Origin of the sequence: Mycobacterium sp. SMC-13, from assembly GCF_045311035.1 — a bacterium.
Taxonomy (GTDB): domain Bacteria; phylum Actinomycetota; class Actinomycetes; order Mycobacteriales; family Mycobacteriaceae; genus Mycobacterium.
This window is the reverse complement of the sequence record NZ_JBJIAI010000003.1, coordinates 103,577-124,858: the sequence shown is the minus strand read 5'-3', so window position 1 is coordinate 124,858 and position 21,282 is coordinate 103,577. Positions and strand designations below refer to the sequence as shown.

The 21,282-nt window shown below is 67.7% G+C and carries 18 protein-coding genes; 12 read left to right on the top strand and 6 right to left on the bottom strand.

Annotated elements, in window-relative coordinates:
- The first annotated feature begins 26 nt into the window (after positions 1 to 26).
- The gene (locus ACJH6I_RS06725; protein ID WP_406775551.1) at positions 27 to 1,139 is read left to right on the top strand and encodes a glutamate--cysteine ligase; all 1,113 of its coding nucleotides are present in this window, start codon (positions 27 to 29) and stop codon (positions 1,137 to 1,139) included.
- On the opposite strand, the gene ACJH6I_RS06720 is transcribed toward ACJH6I_RS06725, so the two are convergent.
- Both ACJH6I_RS06720 and ACJH6I_RS06715 read right to left on the bottom strand, forming a co-directional pair.
- Positions 1,128 to 1,790 carry a DUF308 domain-containing protein gene (locus tag ACJH6I_RS06720; protein ID WP_064859998.1) on the bottom strand — a complete coding sequence of 221 codons (663 nt, stop codon included), beginning with the start codon at positions 1,788 to 1,790 and terminating at the stop codon, positions 1,128 to 1,130. The genes ACJH6I_RS06725 and ACJH6I_RS06720 overlap by 12 nt on opposite strands.
- A gap of 226 nt (positions 1,791 to 2,016) precedes the next feature.
- Entirely contained in the window at positions 2,017 to 2,658 is a 642-nt protein-coding gene (locus ACJH6I_RS06715) for a TetR/AcrR family transcriptional regulator (RefSeq protein ID WP_406775550.1), read from the bottom strand.
- Positions 2,659 to 2,756: 98 nt separating this feature from the next.
- Between ACJH6I_RS06715 and ACJH6I_RS06710 the strand changes: the two genes are divergently transcribed.
- Positions 2,757 to 3,665, top strand: coding sequence for a hypothetical protein (locus ACJH6I_RS06710; protein ID WP_061007220.1), 909 nt, complete (start codon positions 2,757 to 2,759; stop codon positions 3,663 to 3,665).
- A gap of 129 nt (positions 3,666 to 3,794) precedes the next feature.
- Here the strand turns inward: ACJH6I_RS06710 and ACJH6I_RS06705 are convergent, their stop codons facing one another.
- Positions 3,795 to 4,286 carry a carbonic anhydrase gene (locus ACJH6I_RS06705; RefSeq protein WP_061007219.1) on the bottom strand — a complete coding sequence of 164 codons (492 nt, stop codon included), beginning with the start codon at positions 4,284 to 4,286 and terminating at the stop codon, positions 3,795 to 3,797.
- Positions 4,287 to 4,517: 231 nt separating this feature from the next.
- Between ACJH6I_RS06705 and ACJH6I_RS06700 the strand changes: the two genes are divergently transcribed.
- Entirely contained in the window at positions 4,518 to 5,381 is an 864-nt protein-coding gene (locus tag ACJH6I_RS06700; protein ID WP_267324347.1) for a glycoside hydrolase family 16 protein, read from the top strand.
- 124 nt (positions 5,382 to 5,505) lie between these two features.
- Here ACJH6I_RS06700 and ACJH6I_RS06695 read toward each other — a convergent pair whose 3' ends face one another.
- From ACJH6I_RS06695 to eccD, 3 genes are all read right to left on the bottom strand, one after another.
- Complete coding sequence (locus ACJH6I_RS06695) at positions 5,506 to 6,030, bottom strand: hypothetical protein (protein ID WP_061007217.1); 525 nt, start codon at positions 6,028 to 6,030, stop codon at positions 5,506 to 5,508.
- A gap of 184 nt (positions 6,031 to 6,214) precedes the next feature.
- Entirely contained in the window at positions 6,215 to 7,573 is a 1,359-nt protein-coding gene (gene mycP, locus ACJH6I_RS06690; protein ID WP_061007216.1) for a type VII secretion-associated serine protease mycosin, read from the bottom strand.
- Positions 7,525 to 8,793 carry a type VII secretion integral membrane protein EccD gene (gene eccD, locus ACJH6I_RS06685; RefSeq protein WP_406775549.1) on the bottom strand — a complete coding sequence of 423 codons (1,269 nt, stop codon included), beginning with the start codon at positions 8,791 to 8,793 and terminating at the stop codon, positions 7,525 to 7,527. The genes mycP and eccD overlap by 49 nt, the downstream gene beginning before the upstream one ends.
- Before the next feature lie 108 nt (positions 8,794 to 8,901).
- Between eccD and eccCb the strand changes: the two genes are divergently transcribed.
- The 9 genes from eccCb to eutC all read left to right on the top strand — a co-directional run bounded on the left by eccCb (position 8,902) and on the right by eutC (position 21,281).
- On the top strand, positions 8,902 to 12,474 hold the full coding sequence (eccCb, locus tag ACJH6I_RS06680; RefSeq protein ID WP_064859813.1) for a type VII secretion protein EccCb: 3,573 nt from the start codon (positions 8,902 to 8,904) through the stop codon (positions 12,472 to 12,474).
- On the top strand, positions 12,471 to 13,613 hold the full coding sequence (locus ACJH6I_RS06675) for a type VII secretion-associated protein (protein WP_406783884.1): 1,143 nt from the start codon (positions 12,471 to 12,473) through the stop codon (positions 13,611 to 13,613). The genes eccCb and ACJH6I_RS06675 overlap by 4 nt, the downstream gene beginning before the upstream one ends.
- Before the next feature lie 73 nt (positions 13,614 to 13,686).
- Complete coding sequence (locus ACJH6I_RS06670; RefSeq protein WP_064859830.1) at positions 13,687 to 14,010, top strand: WXG100 family type VII secretion target; 324 nt, start codon at positions 13,687 to 13,689, stop codon at positions 14,008 to 14,010.
- Between the two features lie 13 nt (positions 14,011 to 14,023).
- The gene (locus ACJH6I_RS06665) at positions 14,024 to 14,320 is read left to right on the top strand and encodes a WXG100 family type VII secretion target (RefSeq protein WP_020101486.1); all 297 of its coding nucleotides are present in this window, start codon (positions 14,024 to 14,026) and stop codon (positions 14,318 to 14,320) included.
- Positions 14,321 to 14,482: 162 nt separating this feature from the next.
- Positions 14,483 to 15,775, top strand: a complete 1,293-nt coding sequence (locus ACJH6I_RS06660) for a GAF domain-containing protein (protein ID WP_406783883.1) — start codon at positions 14,483 to 14,485, stop codon at positions 15,773 to 15,775.
- 112 nt (positions 15,776 to 15,887) lie between these two features.
- Positions 15,888 to 17,411 (top strand): aldehyde dehydrogenase, encoded by a 1,524-nt coding sequence (gene adh / locus ACJH6I_RS06655; protein ID WP_406783882.1) that lies wholly within the window; start codon positions 15,888 to 15,890, stop codon positions 17,409 to 17,411.
- 236 nt (positions 17,412 to 17,647) lie between these two features.
- Complete coding sequence (eat, locus tag ACJH6I_RS06650; RefSeq protein ID WP_406783881.1) at positions 17,648 to 19,102, top strand: ethanolamine permease; 1,455 nt, start codon at positions 17,648 to 17,650, stop codon at positions 19,100 to 19,102.
- Positions 19,099 to 20,508 carry an ethanolamine ammonia-lyase subunit EutB gene (locus ACJH6I_RS06645; RefSeq protein WP_406783880.1) on the top strand — a complete coding sequence of 470 codons (1,410 nt, stop codon included), beginning with the start codon at positions 19,099 to 19,101 and terminating at the stop codon, positions 20,506 to 20,508. The genes eat and ACJH6I_RS06645 overlap by 4 nt, the downstream gene beginning before the upstream one ends.
- Positions 20,505 to 21,281 carry an ethanolamine ammonia-lyase subunit EutC gene (gene eutC / locus ACJH6I_RS06640; RefSeq protein WP_406783879.1) on the top strand — a complete coding sequence of 259 codons (777 nt, stop codon included), beginning with the start codon at positions 20,505 to 20,507 and terminating at the stop codon, positions 21,279 to 21,281. Before ACJH6I_RS06645 ends, eutC begins: the two co-directional genes overlap by 4 nt.
- Position 21,282 lies beyond the last annotated feature (1 nt).

The following is a 21,282-nucleotide window of genomic DNA, read 5'->3' as shown; positions in this document are numbered from 1 at the left end:
GTGGCCTCGGGGGCATTCCGGGTGCCATGACCGACGTGCCGACTTTCGGGGTGGAGGAGGAGTTTCTCCTCGTCGATCACCGTGACGGTGCGCCCCTACCGCGCAACCAGGCGGTCGCGGAATATGCGGCCGCGCGCGGTGTCGACCTACAGCTCGAGTTGACCAGGTGCCAGGTCGAGACCACCACCGCGGTGATGACCACTAGCGGCGATCTGCGTGCGGAACTGACCCGGCTGCGTCGCGTCGCCACCGAGTCGGCGGAAGCGCAGCGGGCGCGGCTGCTGGCCGTCGCGCTACCGCCGACGGTGCCGCACGCGTTCCCGGTGACAACCAAAGAGCGGTATGCCCGCATCGCCGATCGGTTCGGCATGATCGCTCATGAACAGGGCATCTGCGGGTGTCACGTGCACGTCGAGGTGCCCAGTCGGGCGGCGGCTGTCGACGTCAGTAACCGGCTTCGGCCCTATCTGCACCTGCTCCTCGCGCTGAGCGCGAACTCCGCGATCTACCGCAACACCGACAGCGGTTACGCCAGCTTCCGGGGCGTGCTGTGGACCCGCTGGCCGAGCGCCGGACCGCCACCATACTTCGACTCGGTCGAGGACTACGACGCCGTCACCAACACCCTGACGCGGGCCGGTGCGGTGCTCGACGACGGCATGCTCTATTGGGATGTGCGGCCGTCTGCCAATTTCCCGACCGTCGAGGTGCGCGTGGCCGATGTGCCGGCAACAGTGGCCGAGACCGTGTTACTGGCCACGCTCATCCGGGCCGCGGTGATGACGGCGCTGGACGCGAAGGAACGTGGGAAACCGATACCACGCCTTGCTGATTGGACGCTGCGCGCCGCGCCCTGGAAGGCGGCGCATGACGGGCTCGACGGCGAGGCGATCGACTTGGCGGGCGACTGCTCGATGGCGCCGGCCCGGGTTCTGCTCGCCGGATTCATCGAGAACCTCCGCCCGGCCCTCGAAGCGCTGGGTGACTATGACATGGCCCGCGACGAGTTGGCCCGCATCGCCGAGCAGGGCAACGGGGCCATGCGGCAGCGTCGGGCCTGGCGACGCCGCAAAGATGTCGGCGATGTCATGTCCGAATTGGCCACGGCGACAACGACGTTCGATCCGTTAGCCCCGTGACCGTCGACTGAGCTTCGCGGTGCGTGCGTCCCCGTCGTGCGGGACACCTATTGCCTTGGTGCGCTTGGCCTTCACCGTCAGCCAGACCGCTGAAATGAGAAAGTAGATCGCGCCCATCGCCGCGTATCCGGCAAGGGTCTTGACCGACTCGATGGTCGGCGTGTGAGCCTGGGTGATGAACAGGCCCCCGACAAGCGCCGACTGGCCGCCGCTGAGGACCATCGCCCACTGCGCGCCGACCTTCCAACGTCGAATGGCGGTGATGAGTTGCAGCAACCCGGCAAGGGTGGCCCACGCGCCGAAGACTGCGAGTACCCACGTCGTACCTGCGAACAGGGCGTAGGCAGCCACGACGGTGACGATCAGACTGACCGCAACGTTGATCAACTGGCTCCGGTTTTGCGTCGGTCCACCGCTTCGCGCGGCATCCCAGAAATTCGCGGCGGCGTCCCACAGCGGATAGAGGATGAGCCACCCCGAGGCCAGCGGAAGGCTGTGCTGCGCGAGCGTCAGCGCGCCGGCAACCCACGCGAACGAGGCGGCTGCGCGAACGAAGTAATAGGTCCTCAACCACTGCTCGCGGTTGGGCTCCGACAGGCTTGCTTGCTGAATCGACATGATTGTGTCCTCTCGATGGGTGCGGACGAGCATCCCGACACCGGGGGCAATCCACCAATGGGGCGGATGCCGTTGACGGGGACTGGACAAACTGTGCCGCAACGGATTTGGTGCGGGCATCTTGGGATTCAGATTATCCGCGGTGGAGCGTTGGGGATGGATAGCTGCGACGAATCGGCTTCGGCGGGGTGCGGCGCGTTGCTTGCCGGCGGCTGATGGCGCTTCGGCGGCCTGTTCGTTGCCGGCAATGCCGCCGTGGTCACGAAGTTGCCGCCGGTGCGGAGCCCGAAGCGTCGAGTCGGTTGACCAGAGGGGTTGTGACGGTAGCGAACAGCTTGGCATCGCCGTAGGCGCGGGCGGACAGCATCGCGCCGTGCACCGTGGCCATGAACATCTCCGCGTCGACGCGGGGACTTGTCTCGATTCGAATCAGTTTCTGCTCGGCGCCGCGTTCGAGAACCGACGTCAGCCACGCCGACAGTGCGCGAAAGTGAGCGGCCACCTCGTTGGCGACTTGTTCTGGGAGGGAAGGAAGTTCGGCGGCCAGAAGGGCGCAGACACAAAACGGATGCGTCGCGTCGGCGATGCAGGTACGCCAGTAATCGACATAGCTGCGGAGCCTGCCGACGGGATCGTCGACGTGGCGTTCTATCTCGGCCAGTCCGGAGAGGGCCTCCTGTCGGTAACGGCTCACCACTGCGCAGACCAGATCGGCCTTGGTGGCGAAGTGGTGGTGAATGCTCGGCTTGCGGATGCCGATTTCGTTCGCGATATCGGCGTAGCTGAATCCGTTGTATCCCCCAGCGATGATGAAACGTCTTGCATGAGCAAGGATTTCGTCTGCCGTCGATGGAGATTGTGCCACGATTCGCAGCCTACCTTCTAGTAGGTAGGCAGTCAAACTTGAAGCGGATGACGGTGGTGGATTGCCCTAACCGGCGCCGCCGCTGCCCCGAAAATCTGTTGGCTTCGCCATTGCGCGTGTGGATGCTGTGTCGAGTGGAAGCACTCGCTCATTGGCCGTCGTTGAACGATCAGGTCGCGCTGGCCAACGAACTGTACAGCTCACCCGTAGGCGAACAGAAGGTCGCCGACTGGCTCGCTGAGCAGGTCCGCCTGGTCCACGATGTCGACTTCGCCCAGGACTTCGCCGCACATGTCCAGCTACCGGGCATCGGGCCACTGGAGTACGCCCACCGCCACGTTCGCACCACTCTCGGCGAGCTGCTCGGCGGGATCCGGTTCTACTCACGCAACATCGCCCGCCCGTTCGTCGACGTCCTCGCCCACAGCTTCGACGACCTCGACGCCCTCGCCGACTGCGTACTGGGCGAATGGTCAGTCTTCAGCCCACGCTACCTGCGCCTACGTACCGCGCCCGGGCTCCTCACCGGTAGACCAGGGGTCATCCTCGACGAGACGATTCACCTCGCCCGATACCGGGACATGCCCCCTGCCGACGGCCGCGTCGTCCTCGACCGTTTCGAGGATCCCGAGGACGCCATCGCGCTCGTCGAAGCTCGCTATGCCGCTGTGGCCGCCACGGACCCGACTCTGGCCAACAACCTGTCCATCGCAACACCAGATGAGCTGCGGTACTGGCACCGTAGCGATCAGCTCCGCGCCGTGCGCCGTCAGGACACAACGATCGGTGTCCTCGCCGTCGCGCCCGGCGCGATCGGGTGGATCACTGGTGAGGAAATCAACGAGGAAGTCATCAGCGATGCTCACGCAGGCCACCGGTACGCGGCCTCAGCGCAAAGCGCCTGGGCTCACTGCGTTGCCACGGATACCGACCAGCTGCTGATCGGCACCATCGACCGCCATAACCACGCCTCACGTGCGACCGCTCGACGGGCCGGCCGACCGAGGGCCCTCGACGACGTCTTCATAGCGATTGCAAAGTGACAGAATTTTGAGAATTCCTATCCTTCTGATCGAGCGGCCCGCCGGGCCAGCGCACGCCGAGTATCGCCGACCCGATCGAAAGCGGCGATGATGTCGTAGTCCACGATTCGTGGCGTTCGCCTTCGCGTTTCAGACGGCCACCTCGTTGAGCTTGCCGGTCGCCACGTCGAAGATGAAGCCCCGCAACGATTCGTGTTTGGTCACGAACGGGTTGGCCTCGATGCGGCGCAGCGACTGGCGCACGTCCTGAGCGATGTCAGAAAAGGCTTCGGCGGCCCATGCGGGTTTCAGGCCGGTTTCGTCCTGTATGGCCTTCTTGAAGTCGTCATCGGTGAAAGTCAGCATGCCGCAGTCCGTGTGATGAATCAGGATGATCTCTCTGGTGCCCAGTAGCCGTTGGCTGATCGCCAGGGAACGGATTTCGTCGTCGGTGATGACGCCGCCAGCGTTGCGGATGACGTGCGCCTCACCCTCTCTGACTCCCAGGATGCGGTACACGTCCAGTCGGGCGTCCATGCAGGCGACGACCGCGACGTGCTTGCTCGGGGGTAGAGGCAGCGGGCCGGTGAAGGACTCGGCGTATGCCTGATTGTTGGCGAGGTATTCGTCGGTGACGGTCACGCGCAGATTCTCCTGTTCGCGTTGCTGACGGCTTGCCTTCGCAGTTGAGCGTATTGACAGTCCCGACGGGGTGGGAGGGTGGAAATCAGTCTGATCCTGACGATTAGGACTCTTGGGGTCCGCGCCATTTGCGGACGGTGCCCCTTCTCGCTGGACGGCGGGAAGGCGTGTCCTGGACGCGAGACCGGCACAACTTTTAGTTGCATCGCCTAGGATTTCGGAGTGCCCGATATGGATCGCCGTAGCGTCATGATGATGGCCGGGCTGGGCGTGGCTGCGGCCGTGCTGCCCCCGGCCAAGGCCGGAGCCCAGCCGAACGCGGTGTCACCGGGCCCTGGATTCGCCCCGGCCGCACCAGCAGGCTCGGCCGGCGCGCCGGTGATGCTGTTCCAGGACGAATTCAACGGCCCCGCGGGCGCGCCGCCAGATCCGGCGTGGTGGTTCATCGTGCCTGAGCGTGAGGTCATCCGGAGTCCTGTCGAGTGGGATCAGCCGTACAACATGGGTCGATACGTGACCGACCAGGAGCACGTGTTCCAGGACGGCAAGGGCAACTTGGTCATCCGAGCGACCCGAGGCCCCGGTGCGAACATTCAGGAGCGTTACGCCAGCGCCAAGATCGTCGGTAACTGGCGCGGTGGCATCGGCACCACGTGGGAGGCCCGGGTCAAGCTGAATTGCCTGACCGACGGTGCCTGGCCGGCTTTCTGGCTGCTCAACGACGATCCGGCTCGCGGCGGCGAGGTCGATCTGGTGGAGTGGTACGGCAACCGGGATTGGCCATCGGGGACCACCGTGCACGCCCGGTTGGACGGGACGTCGTTCGCCACCGACCCGCACCCGTTCGACAGCGGCTGGCATACGTATCGAATGACCTGGCAGCCCAGCGGAATGTACTTCTGGAAGGACTACGCGCCGGGTATGGAGCCGTTCTGGTCGGTGCCGGCCAATTCGCTGGACGACTGGCCGTTCAACGATCCGGGTTACACCCTGGTCCCGGTGTTCAACCTCGCGGTGGGTGGCTCGGGTGGGCGCGAACCAGGTGGCGGCCAATACCCGGCCGAGATGCTGATCGACTGGATTCGCGTCTTCTGATCAATCGGCCGGCAACGGTCGGCGCCCGCCGTGGCTGGCTCGGTTCTGCAACGTGTCACAGCTGGCCGCGGTACACCTATCGCCGGCTTCTCGGGAGGCTTGGGCCAGCATCGCGCATTTCGAACTACCAGCGCAGCATCGGCATGGGGTGCAGCGGGTGCTTCAGAGTCCAGCTTGCGGCGGTCCGAACGAGCAGTGCCTGAAAGCCGAGATACGGGAATGCTTGCACGACTTGGGCGATGTCGGTGCGGGGCACTCCGCTGCGGATGAGTCCGCGTGATACGTCGATGCGATCCGCGACGCGAAAAGTCTCGGTCCACCGGTCCTCGCAGGGACGCAGCTTGTGATGCCACTCGACCATCTGTCGGGCGCGCTCGACGTTGTCGACGCCGTAGGCAGATGCCAACTCATCGACGTACTGAAGTGACGGTTCGATGTAGTCCCAGCCGGTGGTCCAGACGCCGATGTCGTGCAGGGCCCACGCCAGTGCGACATCGTCGGGAATCACGTTCAACTGCAACAGTATTCGCTGGTAGTTGAGGCAGCGGTAGACGTGGTTGCGGTACCGCTGCGCGTCGGGTCCCAGGAACTCGTGAAAGCGGGCCAGCACGTCGTCGGTGACGGCGTGCGCGTCGATCAGTTGGGTCATTGGTGGTCTCATCGGGTCGTGGCGAGCGTCCTACATTCGATGCTCTTTGCGAACAGGGGTGTCTCGACGGTGTTGTGCCGGGCGATCGATACCTGACTTCCGGTAGCGGCCTGATCGGCTGTGATGCCGTGGTGCTGGAGAAACTCAAGATACTCGGTGGTGGGCAGGATGAGGACCCTGTTGGTCAGGGTGAGTTCCCGCGTGACCGTCGGCGCCCGGTCACGGCGACGGCTGCCACCGCGATGCAGATGGCGGTGCCGAGGAAGGCGATGCGCCGCGATGGTCGGTGGTCGGGACCGGGCGCGTGCGTTGTCTGCGCGGTCGACAGCCGCGCGGGGGCGGGTGTCGGGACACCGCTGCTCACCGCGGCCAGTGGGTCGACGACGCCGCGTCCCACCTGGGGATTCCAACCATCGGCCGGGTGGCGTGCGGTGTCTTCGATGCGGGCCATCACCTGGCGGGCGGACAATTGCGGCAGTCGCGAACGCACCAGTGCGACAACACCACTGACGACGGGTGCGGCGTAGCTGCTGCCCGACAGCGGGCGCCCGTCGGGCCGGCTGTCGACCAGTCCGTCGCCCTGCGCGCTCAGTGACACCACCGACTCGCCGGGCGCGGCGACGTCGACCCAGGGTCCGGCCAGGCTGAATGGCGACGGCGTCCCGTTCGGGCTGACCGATCCGACGGTGAGCACGTAGTCGTCGTACCAGCCCGGGCTGACGACGGTGTGCACCGTGTCCCAGTCCGGCGTGCCCGGCCGTTTGGGATCGGACAGCGGGTTCTGCCCCGCGCAGTCACCGCTGGCGTTGCCCGCCGCCGCGACGACCACGACATTGCGGACATCGACCGCATAGGCCAGGGCGGCGCCCAACGACCGGTCGTCGAGCGGGTCCGCGGCGGGCATGCAGGCGACCGACGAGATGTTGATGACAGTGGCGCCCGCGTCGGCGGCCGAGCGCACCGCACGGGCGAGCGTCTCGACATCACCCACCCCTGATATCTCATGATCGTCGGTCAGCCGGAACTTGTTGCTGGACTGTCGAATCGCCAGGATCGTGGCGTCGGGTGCCGCACCGCTGAAGGTCCCGTTGTCCGGGGCAACGGCGCCGATCAGTCCGGCGATCGCCGTACCGTGGCCGTCGCAGTCCTGCGTACCGTCCCCGGACGAGACGTAGTCACCGCCGGCGACCAGGCGGGGGAGCAGTCGGTGCCGGGCCACGCCGGTGTCGATCACTGCCACCAGCTGTCCGCTGCCGCGGGAAAGCGGCCACACCGCAGCAAGATTGAGCATGTCGGGTTGGTCTGCGGGACGGGCATCAGCCGGCTTCGCCGTCGCACACCGGTCCGATTGTTCGGTCCTACCGGGCGGCGCCGGGGCCGCGGGTCCGGGAAGTTGGCTGTGATCAACCGGTTTCGGCGCGATGGCATGTGCGCACGGAGCGGCCGACGCGATGGTGATCGTCAAGGCGACAGCGATGACCCGTCGCAGGGCGCTCACAGGCCACGCGCCAGGCGGAAAACATCTGCGGTCCAGAGTGCGCATGCCGGCACGGCGACCAGTGCCACGTATTCGAGATGTACAAAGCCTCGGCCCACCGTGGCACTCACCCGTCCGATCCGCTGAGCGCCCAGCACCACCGCGATGACGCCGCCGCCGAGCCAGGCGGCCCAGCCGGGGAATGCCATCGCGGTGACGACCAAAGCCGCAGTGGTACAGACCATTCCCGCGACCATGACCGCCCACCGCCGTGCCGGATGCCGATAGGACGGTGCCCGCAGCGCAATCGCGGCCGTCGCCACCCAGATGAACACCACCGTCGAGGTCCGGGACTCATGGACGGCGCCCATTGCAACCACGACGGCGCCGGCCGCCGCGGCAGCGGCCGCGCCCACGACCATCGCCGTGAGCACCCGCTGCGCCAGCTCGATCCGTTGCGGATCGCCGTCGGTGACCGTCGCCGAGCGCGGCGTGAGTCCCGCGACGGTGACAGCGCACCGCGGCGCGGCCGACAGCACCACAAATGCCGCCACGGTGGTGGCCACCCCGGTACTGGCCAGCGCCACCGACCACGTGCTCGCCGCAACGGTCGCCACCATTGTCGGCATCGTAAAGGCCACGGCCGCAACGGATACGGGAAACACACCGATCCGTAGCAGAACGAGGGCCACCGCGAACGCCGTCGCCGATCCGAGCAGGACGTTGGGCGCCGCCGGGCCACCCGGTACGGCCGAGAAACCCGCCGCGAAAGCGAGCACGACGGCGGCGGCCGGCCACGCCGCCCGGCCGGACCGCCATGACATCGCCACTGCAGCCAGCGCACCACCGCAACCGACAGTGGCTGCCGTGAAGTGGTCGCCGCGCGCAGCAGACCAGAGCAGCAGCACGGACGCGGCGGTCACCGCCCACAGACAGAGCACGGGCCCGACCAGATGGCCGGTGGCATCGCGAGGCGCCTGGTCGGCGGCCATGGTCGCCGTGTGCCTCCGGAGCGTGCCGAACTCCGGCACCGTGCTTCGCCGCAGCTCCAGGATGTCACCGTCGCGAACTCCGTTTTGCCGCAACGATAATGACCCGTCGATCGGATCCCCGGCAGCCCGGCTCAGGTGCCAACTCACGCCTTCCGGCGCGCGCGCATGTGCCAGCGCCACGATGTCAGGGAGCAACGCGTCCACCGCGGCGCCCGCAGGCAGCACCAGATCGGTGGTGTCGCTGGTGCGTTCACTGTCGGTCCGTACGGATAGCCGACACACTGCTTCAGACATCGCGCCCCCCGGATCGACATGCCGATCTCACCGTAACCGCGAATCGGGTCCCTACCCGACACGAAAATCGATGGAACCGAACGGTGTCGGGGTACGTCTGATAGTTCGATGGAATTCACCAGAGTCGCACGATCTCCCGTAGTCCCAGTGGATGCGGAAGACATCGAGGTCCGGACACCACCACAGGTGCCGCGATTGTCGTCGGGCAACGTCGTCACCCGAGTCGCACCCGTGCTCATGCTGTTGGCGATGGCCGGCATGATGGTGTTCTACTTCCGTTCGGGTTCGGCCACCGGCCGGAATCCGATGTTCCTACTGTTTCCGGCGATGATGGTGCTGTCGCTGGTCGGCAGCACTGTCCTCGGGTCGCGCGGTGCGCGCCGGGCAGGTGAGATCGACGCAGATCGGCGTGAGTACCTGGTGTATCTCGACGCGATCGGTGAGTGCGCGGAGCGAACCGCAGCCGAGCAGCATCGGGTACTACATCAGAACCACCCGCCGCCTGACACGCTGTGGACGCTCGCCGGCTCCGAACGGATGTGGCAACGCCGTTGGAACGACGACGATTTCACCGAAATCCGCGTCGGGATCGGGGAACGCCCACTCAACACCAGACTCGTTCCGGTACCCGCCACCGGCGACGGGACGACGGATCCGCTGACCGCCTCGGCACTCGATCGGCTGCTACGAACCGCCGCGACCGTGCCCGATGTCCCGGTGACGGTCGTCGTCAATCGGCTGCGGCGGATCGACGTCGGCGGCGATGATCCACGGGGACAGGCGCGCGCCATGGCGTGCCAGCTGGCTATGTGGCATGGACCCGACCAGCTGAAGATCGCCGCGGTCGCCGGATCGGCCGAGTGGGACTGGCTGAAATGGCTACCGCACCACTATCGCTCGGGCGTGCTCAGCGGGCAGCCGCTGCGGTTTACGGACCTCGGTGCCGTCACTGCCATCGCCGGGTGTCATCTGGTGGTGCTGGTCGACAGTCCGGCGGCCGCCGTCTTCGTGGACACCGACGCGGTGACACTGCTGGTGCTCGGCGCGCCGGGTACGGCGTCGACGCTTCCGCCCTGCTCGACCGCCGACGTGCTCACGGCCGCACAAGCAGAGACCTGCGGACGACGTGTGGCGCGCTACCGCCTGGCCGTCGGTGCGGACAACGCACGCCGACACCATGATCGGACGACGTTCGTCGGCGTGGACGTGGCGGGGGACGGGTGGCCGATTCGTCCGGCCCGGCATCGGCTGCGGGTGCCGATCGGTACCGACGACACCGGTGCGACGGTCGAGCTCGACCTCAAGGAACCGGCCGAGCACGGCATGGGTCCGCACGGCTTGTGCATCGGCGCAACAGGTTCCGGCAAATCCGAGTTCCTGCGCACCCTGACCCTGGGTCTGATCAGCACCCACTCGCCGGACGAGCTCAATCTGATCCTCGTCGACTTCAAAGGCGGTGCAACGTTTCTCGGCTTCGAACAGGCCAACCACGTCGCGGCCGTCATCACCAACTTGGCGCAGGAAGCACATCTGGTCGCCCGGATGCACGACGCCCTCGCCGGCGAGCTGACACGGCGCCAAGGACTGTTGCGGGCGGCCGGGAACCTGTCCGGAATCGGCGACCACCGGCGGGCACGCGCGGCGGGCGCCGACCTGCCACCGCTGCCTGCCCTGTTCATCGTGGTCGATGAGTTCTCCGAATTGCTCAGCCAGCATCCGGATTTCGCGGAGCTGTTCGTCGCCATCGGCCGCCTCGGTCGATCACTGGGCGTTCATCTCCTGCTGGCCAGCCAGCGTCTCGACGAGGGTCGCCTGCGCGGACTGGACACCCACCTCTCGTACCGGGTCTGCCTCAAGACGTTCTCGGCGGCGGAGTCGCGGGCCGTCATCGGGGTCACCGACGCACACGAGCTGCCCGGAACGCCGGGTGCGGGGTTGCTGCGCACCGCAGACGGAAAGCTGGTGCGATTTCACACTGCATTCGTCTCGGGGCCGGTCCCACAGAGCCACGACGAACGCCCGGTTCCGCGCCTGTTCACCGTCGAGGCCCCGGTGGTCACGCCTGACCCGCCGGCCGGGCCGACGCTGATGGACACGACCTTGCGCCGGCTGACCGGTCGCGGTGCGCGCGCTCATCCGGTCTGGCTGCCGCCCCTCACGAATTCGCCCGCGTTGTCCGAGCTGCTGGCGGCCGGCAGCGAAGGCGGTCCGCTGCGGGTCCCGATCGGATTAGTGGACAACCCGTTTCAGCAGCGCCGCGAGCCGCTCGTTGCCGACCTCAGTGGGTCCGGCGGGCACGTGGCCATCGTGGGCGGCCCGCGCTCGGGGAAATCCGTTGCGCTGCAGACGTTGCTACTGGGCCTCGCTGTGACCGCGCCTGCCGACGGCCTCAGCGTCTACGGCCTCGATCTGGGCGACGGTGCGCTGACGGCGTTGCGACAGCACCCGCACGTCGGCACCGTCGCCGGCCGGAACGAACCAGAATTGTTGCGGCGCATCGTGTCCCAGCTGTTATCGGTGTGCCGCCGGCGCCAGGACTTTCGGCAGCAGCACGGGCCCGAGGCCCGTTTTCCGGACAATTACGGTGAGGTCGTCCTGGCGGTCGACGGCTGGGCCACGCTGCGTCGCGAATTCGACGCACTGGAGGACCCCATCACCGCGCTGTCGGCGCAAGGCCTGTCGGTCGGGGTCCACGTGGTCCTGACCGCGAATCGGTGGGCGGAACTGCGGCCGATGCTGAAAGACCACCTGGGCACCCGGATCGAATTGCGGCTGGGTGATCCGGCAGAGTCCGAGATGGACCGCCGCCGTGCCCATCTGCTGGCCACCTGTCCTCCTGGCCGGGGCCTCACCAAAGACGGTAAGGAGTTCGTGGTCGCGCGGCCGCAGCTCGACGTGACGCTCACCGATCAAGAGCCCGCGCCCCAGATCGAATTGTTGCCGCAGCGCGTCGATTACGCCGAGCTACCGGCCACCACGGAACGACCGCCGCGGTACGTCATCGGCGTCTCTGAAGAGGACCTGCAACCGTTCGCGCTGGACATGGGCGCCGATCCGTACCTGATCCTGTTGGGCGACACGGGCTGTGGCAAGACGTCGGCGCTGCGGACGCTGTGCCGCGCGATCACCGGACAGACCGATCCCGCTCGGGCGCAGCTGCTGATCGTCGACTACCGGCGGTCACTGTTGGGGGTGGTGGAACCGCCGTACCTGTGCGGCTACGCGATGTCGGCCGTGACGACCGCTGCCGAACTCGCCGCTGCGCTGACCCTGCTCACCGCGAGGCTGCCGGGACCCGGTGTCACGCAGCAGCAGTTGCGCGACCGCTCCTGGTGGTCCGGTCCCGAAATCCAGGTCGTGGTCGACGATTACGACCTGGTCGTGGGTGCCGCGGGGAATCCGCTGAACCCTTTGCTCGACCTGCTGCCGCACGCCTCGGACATCGGGCTCCACGTCGTGGTCGCCCGCCGCTCCGGCGGTGCCGCACGCGCCATGTTCGACCCGCTCCTGTCGCGCATGCGCGACCTGGGCGCGACGGGCATCATCATGAGCACCAGCCCGGATGAAGGGCCGCTGCTCGGCGCCGCGCGGCCGATGACGCTGCCTCCTGGCCGGGCCGTCGTCGTGCGCCGTGGCCAAACCGATCAGCTGGTCCAGATCGGCTGGACCGAACCACCGTGACAGTCGTGGTGGTGGGCCCGACGACCATCATCGGGCCGGCGGATATCGACGCTGACCTGGTCGCGTCGGCCCTGGAGTGCATCGACGAGCCGCTGGGTGTGCTCGATGCCACAGTCGTTCCCGCCGAACGCATCTGGCGCGATGCCATGACCGCGGCGACAGGTACCGCATCGGCCATCACGGTGGTGTGCCCGACCTGGTGGTCGCCGTCGCGGATCGAGCGGGTTCGGGCCGCGGTCCCCAGCCGCGTTTCCCACGTTGTCATGGCGCGGAGAACCGACGCACTCCGGGCGGCCGGCGGTGAACCCGATTGCGCGGTCGTCGAACTGGGGGAGGAGCTCGTGACGATCTCCCGTCCGGGATCGGCCGCGTCGGTCGTACGACGCACCGACAGCGCCACCGTAGAGGCCGTCATCGCGCGCACCACGTGGGACACCCGGGTGGTGATCGATGCGCCCATCGGCGTCCCCGATGGCGCACCCCTGGCCGCCGAAATCCAAGCGCTGCTGCAGGATCAGGGTGTCCCGGCCGAGATTCTCAGCTGCGACGACCTGCGCACAGACGCCGACACGCACCCGCCACCGACCACGGCCCGACCACGTCTGGCGCGGGCACACATCGCGATCGGCTTCGCGGCGGCCGTCGCCGTCCTCGGTGCCGGGGGACTGGGCCTGTCCACCCGTGACGGCCCGGCGCCTGCGGTCGCCGCTGCCACCGACCCGGAATTTTCCTGGCTCGTGGAGGGCCGGGTGGCGGTACAGGTCCCGGCGCGCTGGACGGTTGATCGGGCGGTTGCCGGCGCGGGTTCGGCTCGGCTGCAGATCATTTCGCCCGATGACCGCGGGCAGATCATCCACCTCACCCAGTCGGTGGTGCCCCAGGAGCAGACGCTCGAGGTGGCGGCGCGGGCGCTGCGGGAGGCGTCGGCGAAGCTGCCCAGAGGGATCATCCTGGATTTCCAGGAGGCCGCGGTTAGTGCCGGACGCGCGGCCGTGCGGTATCGCGAGGTGCGCGGCGCGCGGACCGTCGACTGGTCGGTGCTGCTTGACGGCCCGGTCCGGATCGCCGTGGGGTGCCAGGGCGCAGCCGTCCAAGCGGCCTGCGACACCGCGATCCGCTCCGCGCGCCGGACCGATTGAAAAAACCTGGGCGGCAATGGAACCGAACGCCGTCGGCAAACGTCTGAACAATCAAACCAATGGAGAGGAAATCATGACAGCTCCGGAAAGTGGCGCTCTGACTACCGATTTCGATCTGATGACGGGCATCGCCGGCAAGGTCGAGGTCCGCAACGAGGAGATTCGGGCCATGCTCGGCAATTTCATCGGTCAGATGACCGCCATCCCGCCGACGGTATGGGGCGGCGCCGCGGCGACCAGATTCCAGGACGTGGTGAGCCGGTGGAACGGCGAATCGATGAAACTGCATGCGTCACTGCAACGTATCGCCGAGACCATCCGGGCCAACGCGGCGGTGCTGAGCCAGGCCGCTGACGACCATGCCCAGCGCATCGGCGCCACCGGCCACGCGATCTGACGGGACAACGCACATGCAACCGGCACTGTCGTACCACTTCGGCGAGATCGAGTTCACCGTCCGCCAACAAATCCATGCCACCTCGGCACGGATGAACACGTCGCTGGAAGAGCTCCGGCACCTGGTCGCGCCACTGCAGCAGACCTGGACCCGGGAGGCGGCCGAGGCGTTCCAGGCCGAACAGGCCCGCTGGAATCAGTCGGCGGCCGCCCTCAACGACATCCTGCACAGCCTCGGCAACGCCGTCCGCGACGGCGCCGATGACATCGCCGCGACCGACCGGCGCGCGGCGGGCGACTGGGTCTTCTAGCCTCACCACAAGCCCTGTGTGGTCCCGCCCCCGGAGGAGAGCCGGGGGCGGGACCACACAGTCATGCCGCGCGCAGGGCCCAACTTGTGTCTTAGAACACCCAGGTCGACTACCCTGGCGGCCACGCAGGTGTGTATCCGACCTGCGAGGAGTGTGAGTGTCGTGGGAACCAGCCGCACCGAGGGGTCGCCGGCCGGCTCGACGCTGCGCGCGGTACACCAGCGGTTCGTCACCGGCGAGATCGACGCCCAGCACCTGGACCCCGCTGCCGTCCGTCCCGTCATCGCCGACAGCTGGCGCCGCAGCCTGGCCACGGGCGTGGACCCGGACCTGGGCGGCGCGCAGTTCACGCCCGTCGTACCCAAGACCCTGGACCAGCTGCGCGCCGAACAACCCATCGCCGCCGCGTTGCCGGTGATCCGGAAACTCCTGGTCGAGGACGCGAAGGACAGCGGTGTCATGGTGGCGGTGGCCGCGGCCGACGGCACCCTGCTGTGGGTCGAGGGTGACAAGACGGCCCTGGGCCGGGGCGAGGCCATGAACTTCGTGCCGGGCGCCAACTGGAGCGAGCGCAGCGCCGGCACCAACGCCCCGGGCACCGCGTTGGCCCTGGACCGCGAACTGCAGATCCACGGCTCCGAACACTTCGCCCGGTTGGTGCAGCCCTGGACCTGCACGGCGGTGCCGGTGCACGACCCGACGACGGGCGAGCTCATCGGCTGCGTCGACCTCACCGGGGACAGCCAGATCGCCTCGGCCCAGACCCTCGGGCTGGTGCGCGCGACGGTGATGGCTATCGAGAACCACCTGGCCCTGCAACGGCTGCTGCAGCCCACGCCGAGTCCGGTGACCATGGCTCGCCTGACGGTGCTGGGCGGTGACCGGCCGCGCTGGGTCGCCACCGGCGACGACGGACAACCGCGCCAGCACACCCTCAGTGGGCGGCATGCCGACATCCTGGTCCTGCTGAGCCGTCACCCCGAGGGGCTGAGCGCCGACCATCTCGCAATGTTGTTGGACGACAACGATCTTGACTCGGTCACCATCCGCGTCGAGATGTCCCGGCTGCGCCGCGTCATCGGCGCCCAGTACGTGGCGTCGCGGCCCTACCGGCTGCTCACCCCGATCGACAGTGACGTCGCCGATGTCTTCGCCGCGCTGCACCGAGGCGATGTCGATGCCGCGCTGTCCCACTACTCGGGTGCGCTGCTGCCGCAGTCGGTGTCACCGGCGATCGCCCGGCTGCGCACCGAGCTGGGGGAGAGCCTGCGCACCGCGGTGCTGTCGGCGTCGGCGGCCGGACACGTCGGGCTGTTGCGCCGCTGGCTCGCGCTGCCCGACGGCCGCGACGACCGGCACGGCTGGCAATTGCTGCGCAACCACCCATCCGCGGACGCCGTCGTGCGGGCGCAGGCGGTCGGGCACCTGGCGGGATTGGACGCCGACCTCGGCTGACGGGCTCCGGTTCCATCGCGTTCAACGATGCAACTGTGTTGCAACCCACTTCTGCGTACCGTTAGTGACCAGCAGCACACCTGTGTTAGTCACCATTGCGAGGAGTGAACCCATGAGTTTTTACGCGCGTCCCGGTGCCGAGGGTTCGGTGATGACCTACCCGGCCCGCTACGACAACTTCATCGGCGGCGAGTGGGTGGCACCCGCTGCCGGTCGCTACTTCGAGAACCGTACCCCGGTCACGGGTGAGGTGTTCATCGAGATTGCCCGCTCGGACGAATCCGACATCGAGAAGGCGCTGGACGCCGCGCACGCCGCCGCGCCGGCCTGGGGCAAGACCTCGCCGGCCGCCCGCGCCCGGGTGCTCAACCTCATCGCCGACCGCATGGAGCAGAACCTCGAGGCCATCGCCGTCGCCGAGTCCTGGGACAACGGCAAGCCGGTCCGCGAGACCCTGAACGCCGACATCCCGTTGGCCGTCGATCACTTCCGCTACTTCGCGGGCGTGCTGCGGGCCCAGGAAGGCTCGATCTCCGAGATCGACGACGACACCGTCGCCTACCACTTCCACGAGCCGCTCGGCGTCGTCGGCCAGATCATCCCCTGGAACTTCCCGATCCTGATGGCCGTCTGGAAGCTGGCCCCCGCGCTGGCTGCCGGCAACGCGATCGTGCTCAAGCCCGCCGAGCAGACCCCGGCGTCGATCATGTACCTGTTCTCGCTCATCGGCGACCTGCTGCCGGCGGGTGTTGTCAACGTGGTCAACGGTTTTGGCGTCGAGGCCGGCAAGCCGCTCGCATCGAGCAACCGCATCGCCAAGATCGCCTTCACCGGTGAGACCACCACGGGCCGGCTGATCATGCAGTACGCCAGCCAGAACCTGATCCCGGTCACCCTGGAGCTGGGCGGCAAGAGCCCGAACATCTTCTTCAACGACATCATGGCCGCCAACGACGACTTCCAGGACAAGGCGCTCGAAGGCTTCACCATGTTCGCGCTGAACCAGGGTGAGGTCTGCACCTGCCCGTCGCGCAGCCTCATCCAGGCCGACATTTTCGACGAGTTCCTGGCGCTGGCCGCCATCCGCACCAAGGCCGTCCGCCAGGGCGACCCGCTGGACACCGAGACCATGATCGGCGCGCAGGCCTCCAACGACCAGCTGGAGAAGATCCTGTCCTACATCGAGATCGGCAAATCCGAAGGCGCACAGCTGATCACCGGTGGTGAGCGCGCCGAACTCGGCGGTGACCTCAACGGCGGCTACTACGTGACGCCGACGGTCTTCTCGGGGCACAACGGCATGCGCATCTTCCAGGAGGAGATCTTCGGGCCGGTGCTGTCGGTGACGTCGTTCAAGGACTACGACGACGCCATCTCGATCGCCAACAACACCCTGTACGGCCTCGGCGCCGGCGTGTGGTCGCGCAACGGCAACGTCGCCTACCGGGCGGGCCGCGACATCAAGGCCGGCCGCGTGTGGACCAACTGCTACCACATGTACCCCGCGCACGCCGCGTTCGGCGGTTACAAGCAGTCCGGAATCGGCCGCGAGAACCACAAGATGATGCTGGACCACTACCAGCAGACGAAGAACCTGCTCGTCTCGTACTCGACGAAGGCCCAGGGGTTCTTCTGACGAGCGCTCGCGCGAGGAAACGAGCACTCTGATGAGCGAGCGCGCAAGGAAACGAAGCGCGTAGCTCCCACGAACCGCGAGCGCCCGCGTACCCCCCGAATGCGCGGGCGCTCGCTTCCTTTCTCGGTCGACGCTTTCCAAAAGCGTTCGGCGACACAATGATCAAGGCCGGCACCAGAAGACTCCTGGGGGGCAGGCCAATTCGGCATCCGCCATCCCTCTTTCAGGAGTTCGCAGTGTCCATCACCAACCCACCCAGTGAGCACTCCGCTCGCGGTGTCGAAGAGCACGTCGAGAGCAACGAATACCTCGCGAAACGTCAGCTGAAGAAGGGCACGGCCGGCTGGCTGCTGCTCGCCGGACTCGGCGTCAGCTACGTGGTGTCCGGGGACTACTCCGGCTGGAATTTCGGTCTGGCACACGGTGGTTTCGGTGGCCTCGCCATCGCCGCCGTGATCATCGCCGGCATGTACCTGGCCCTGGTGCTGGGCATGGCCGAGCTGTCCTCGGCGCTGCCGGCCGCCGGCGGCGGTTACACCTTCGCCCGTCGTGCCCTGGGCCCGTGGGGCGGTTTCGCCACCGGCACCGCGATCCTCATCGAGTACTCGATCGCCCCCGCCGCCATCGCGACGTTCATCGGCGCCTACGTGGAATCGTTGGGGCTCTTCGGGATTCACAACGGCTGGTGGGTGTATCTGGCGGCCTACGCGTTCTTCATCGGCATCCACCTGTCCGGTGTCGGTGAGGCGCTCAAGGTGATGTTCGTGATCACCGCCATCGCGCTGCTGGGTCTGGTGATCTTCGCGGTCTGTGCCATCGGGCAGTTCGACGTCTCCAACCTGACCACCATTGCGGTCGACGTCAACGCGGCCGGGGCTTCGGCGATCCTGCCGCACGGCTACCTCGGCATCTGGGCCGCCATCCCGTTCGCCATCTGGTTCTTCCTGGCGATCGAAGGCGTGCCGCTGGCCGCCGAGGAAACCGCGAACCCGGAGAAGAACGTGCCGCGCGGCATCATCGCGGCGATGACGGTCCTGCTGGTCACCTGCGCCGTCGTGCTGGTGCTCACCACGGGTGTCGTTGGCGCGCAACAGATGTCGGCCTCGGGCAACCCCCTCGTCGAGGCGCTCGGTAGCGGCGCCGGCGCCAAGCTGGTCAACTACATCGGCCTGGCCGGTCTGATCGCGAGCTTCTTCTCGATCATCTACGCCTACTCCCGCCAGCTCTTCGCCCTGTCCCGGGCGGGCTACCTGCCGACCCAGCTGTCGGTGACCAACTCCCGCAAGGCGCCGACGCTGGCGCTCATCGTCCCCGGCGTCATCGGCTTCCTGTTGTCGCTGACCGGTAAGGGTGACCTGCTGCTGAACATGGCGGTCTTCGGTGCCGCGGTGAGTTACGTCCTGATGATGGTCAGCCACATCGTGCTGCGCCGCCGCGAGCCGAACATGCCGCGGCCGTACCGCACCCCGGGCGGCATCGTGACCACCGGCTTCGCGCTCGTCATCGCGGTCATCGCGGTCATCGCGGTCATCGCCACCTTCCTGGTCGATCCGTTCGCCGTGGGCCTGTGCCTGGCGGTGTTCGCAGCCTTCATGCTCTACTTCGCGGTCTACAGCCGGCACCGTTTGGTGGCAAACTCTCCTGATGAAGAGTTCGCGATGCTCGCAGAAGCCGAGGACGAGCTGAAATGAAGTACCACCAGCGGATTTCGGGGGTGAACCACACCTTCGACGGGCTTGTGGATTTGATGGCCAAGGCCACGCCGCTGCGTTCCGGTGATGAACTCGCCGGGTGCGCGGCCCACAACGACGCCGAGCGGGCTGCCGCGGCGTGGGCACTGGCCGAGCTTCCGCTGGACACCTTCCTCAATGAAGCGGTGGTGCCGTACGAGACCGACGAGGTCACCCGCCTCATCATCGATTCCCATGACCAGCAAGCGTTTTCGGAAATCTCCCACCTGACGGTGGGAGATTGCCGGGACTGGCTGCTGGACGCGGTGGCCGGCGACGACGCCGCCGCCAAGATCGCGGCCGTCGCCCCCGGCATCACGCCGGAGATGGCGGCAGCGGTCTCCAAGATCATGCGGAACCAGGACCTGATCGCCGTCACCGCGGCCACCCAGGTGCACGCGGCCTTCCGCAGCACCATCGGGTTGCCGGGCACCCTGGCCACGCGACTCCAGCCCAATCACCCGACCGACGATCCGCGCGGCATCGCCGCCGCCGTGCTCGACGGACTGCTGATGGGATGCGGCGACGCCGTCATCGGCATCAACCCGGCCACCGACTCGCCGCAGGCCACCGCCGACCTGCTGCACCTGCTCGACAACATCCGCAGCCGCTACGACATCCCGGCGCAGTCCTGCGTGCTTTCGCACATCACCACCACCATCGGCCTCATCGAGGCCGGCGCTCCTGTGGACCTGGTGTTCCAGTCCGTGGCGGGTACCGAGGGCGCCAACAAGGCCTTCGGTGTCGACATGGCGCTGCTGCGCGAAGGCAACGAGGCCGGCCGCTCCCTGAACCGCGGGACCGTCGGCAACAACGTCATGTACCTGGAGACCGGGCAGGGCTCGGCGCTCAGTTCGGGCGCCCACCTCGGCACCGGCGGCCGGCCCGTCGATCAGCAGACGCTGGAGACCCGCGCCTACGGCGTCGCCCGCGCGCTGGACCCGCTGCTGGTCAACACCGTCGTCGGCTTCATCGGGCCGGAGTACCTCTACGACGGCCGGCAGATCATCCGGGCCGGGCTCGAGGACCACTTCTGCGGCAAGCTGCTCGGCCTGCCGATGGGCGTCGACGTCTGCTACACCAACCACGCCGAAGCCGACCAGAACGACATGGACACCCTGCTCACGCTGCTGGCCGCGGCGGGTTGTGCCTTCGTCATCACGGTGCCCGGCGCCGACGACGTCATGCTCGGCTACCAGAGCCTGTCGTTCCACGACGTCGTGGCGGTCCGCCGGACGCTCGGTTTGAAGCCGGCTCCGGAGTTCGACGCCTGGCTCAAGAAGGTCGGTATGACCGACGACTCCGGCAAGCTGACCAAGTTCGATCTGCAGCGCTCGGCGCTGCGGGCGCTCACCGCGGCGGGATGACGATGACCGAAGATCTCGCAATCCAGGAGTTCTGGGACGAGCTCCGCAAGACCACGCAGGCCCGCATCGGGCTGGGCCGCGCCGGCAATGCGCTGCCCACCCGCGAGGTCCTCGAACTGGCCGCGGCGCACGCCGCCGCCCGCGACGCCGTCCACGAGCCCCTCGACGTCGAGTCCCTCGCGGCCCGCGTCCGGGAGATCGGCATCGGCGAACCGGCGGTGGTGCGCAGCCAGGCCGAGTCCCGCAGCGAGTACCTGCGCCGCCCCGACCTGGGCCGGCTCCCGGCCACGCCCATGGATGTTCCGGAAACCCCGGCAGACATCGGCTTCGTCCTCGCCGACGGGCTCTCGCCCTACGCGCTGGCCAAGCACGGTCCGGCGCTGCTCGCCGAGCTCGTGGCGCGGCTGGGCGACCAGTACACCCTGGCTCCGCCGGTGATCGCCACGCAGGCCCGCGTGGCCCTCGGCGACCACGTCGGCGCGGCGCAAAAGGTGCGGACCCTGCTGGTGATCATCGGGGAGCGGCCGGGCCTGTCGGTGGCCGACAGCCTGGGTATCTACCTGACGCATCTGCCGATGCCGGGCCGCACCGACGCCGACCGCAACTGCATCTCGAACATCCACCCGCCCGAGGGACTCGGCTATGCCGAGGCCGCGCGCGTCGCGGCGGGGCTGGTGTCCGGTGCCCGCGCCCTGGGCCGCTCGGGCGTCGACCTCAAGGACACCTCCCGCGACACCTCGCTCGAAGCGCCCAGCGCCGCCGAGCTCACCTGAC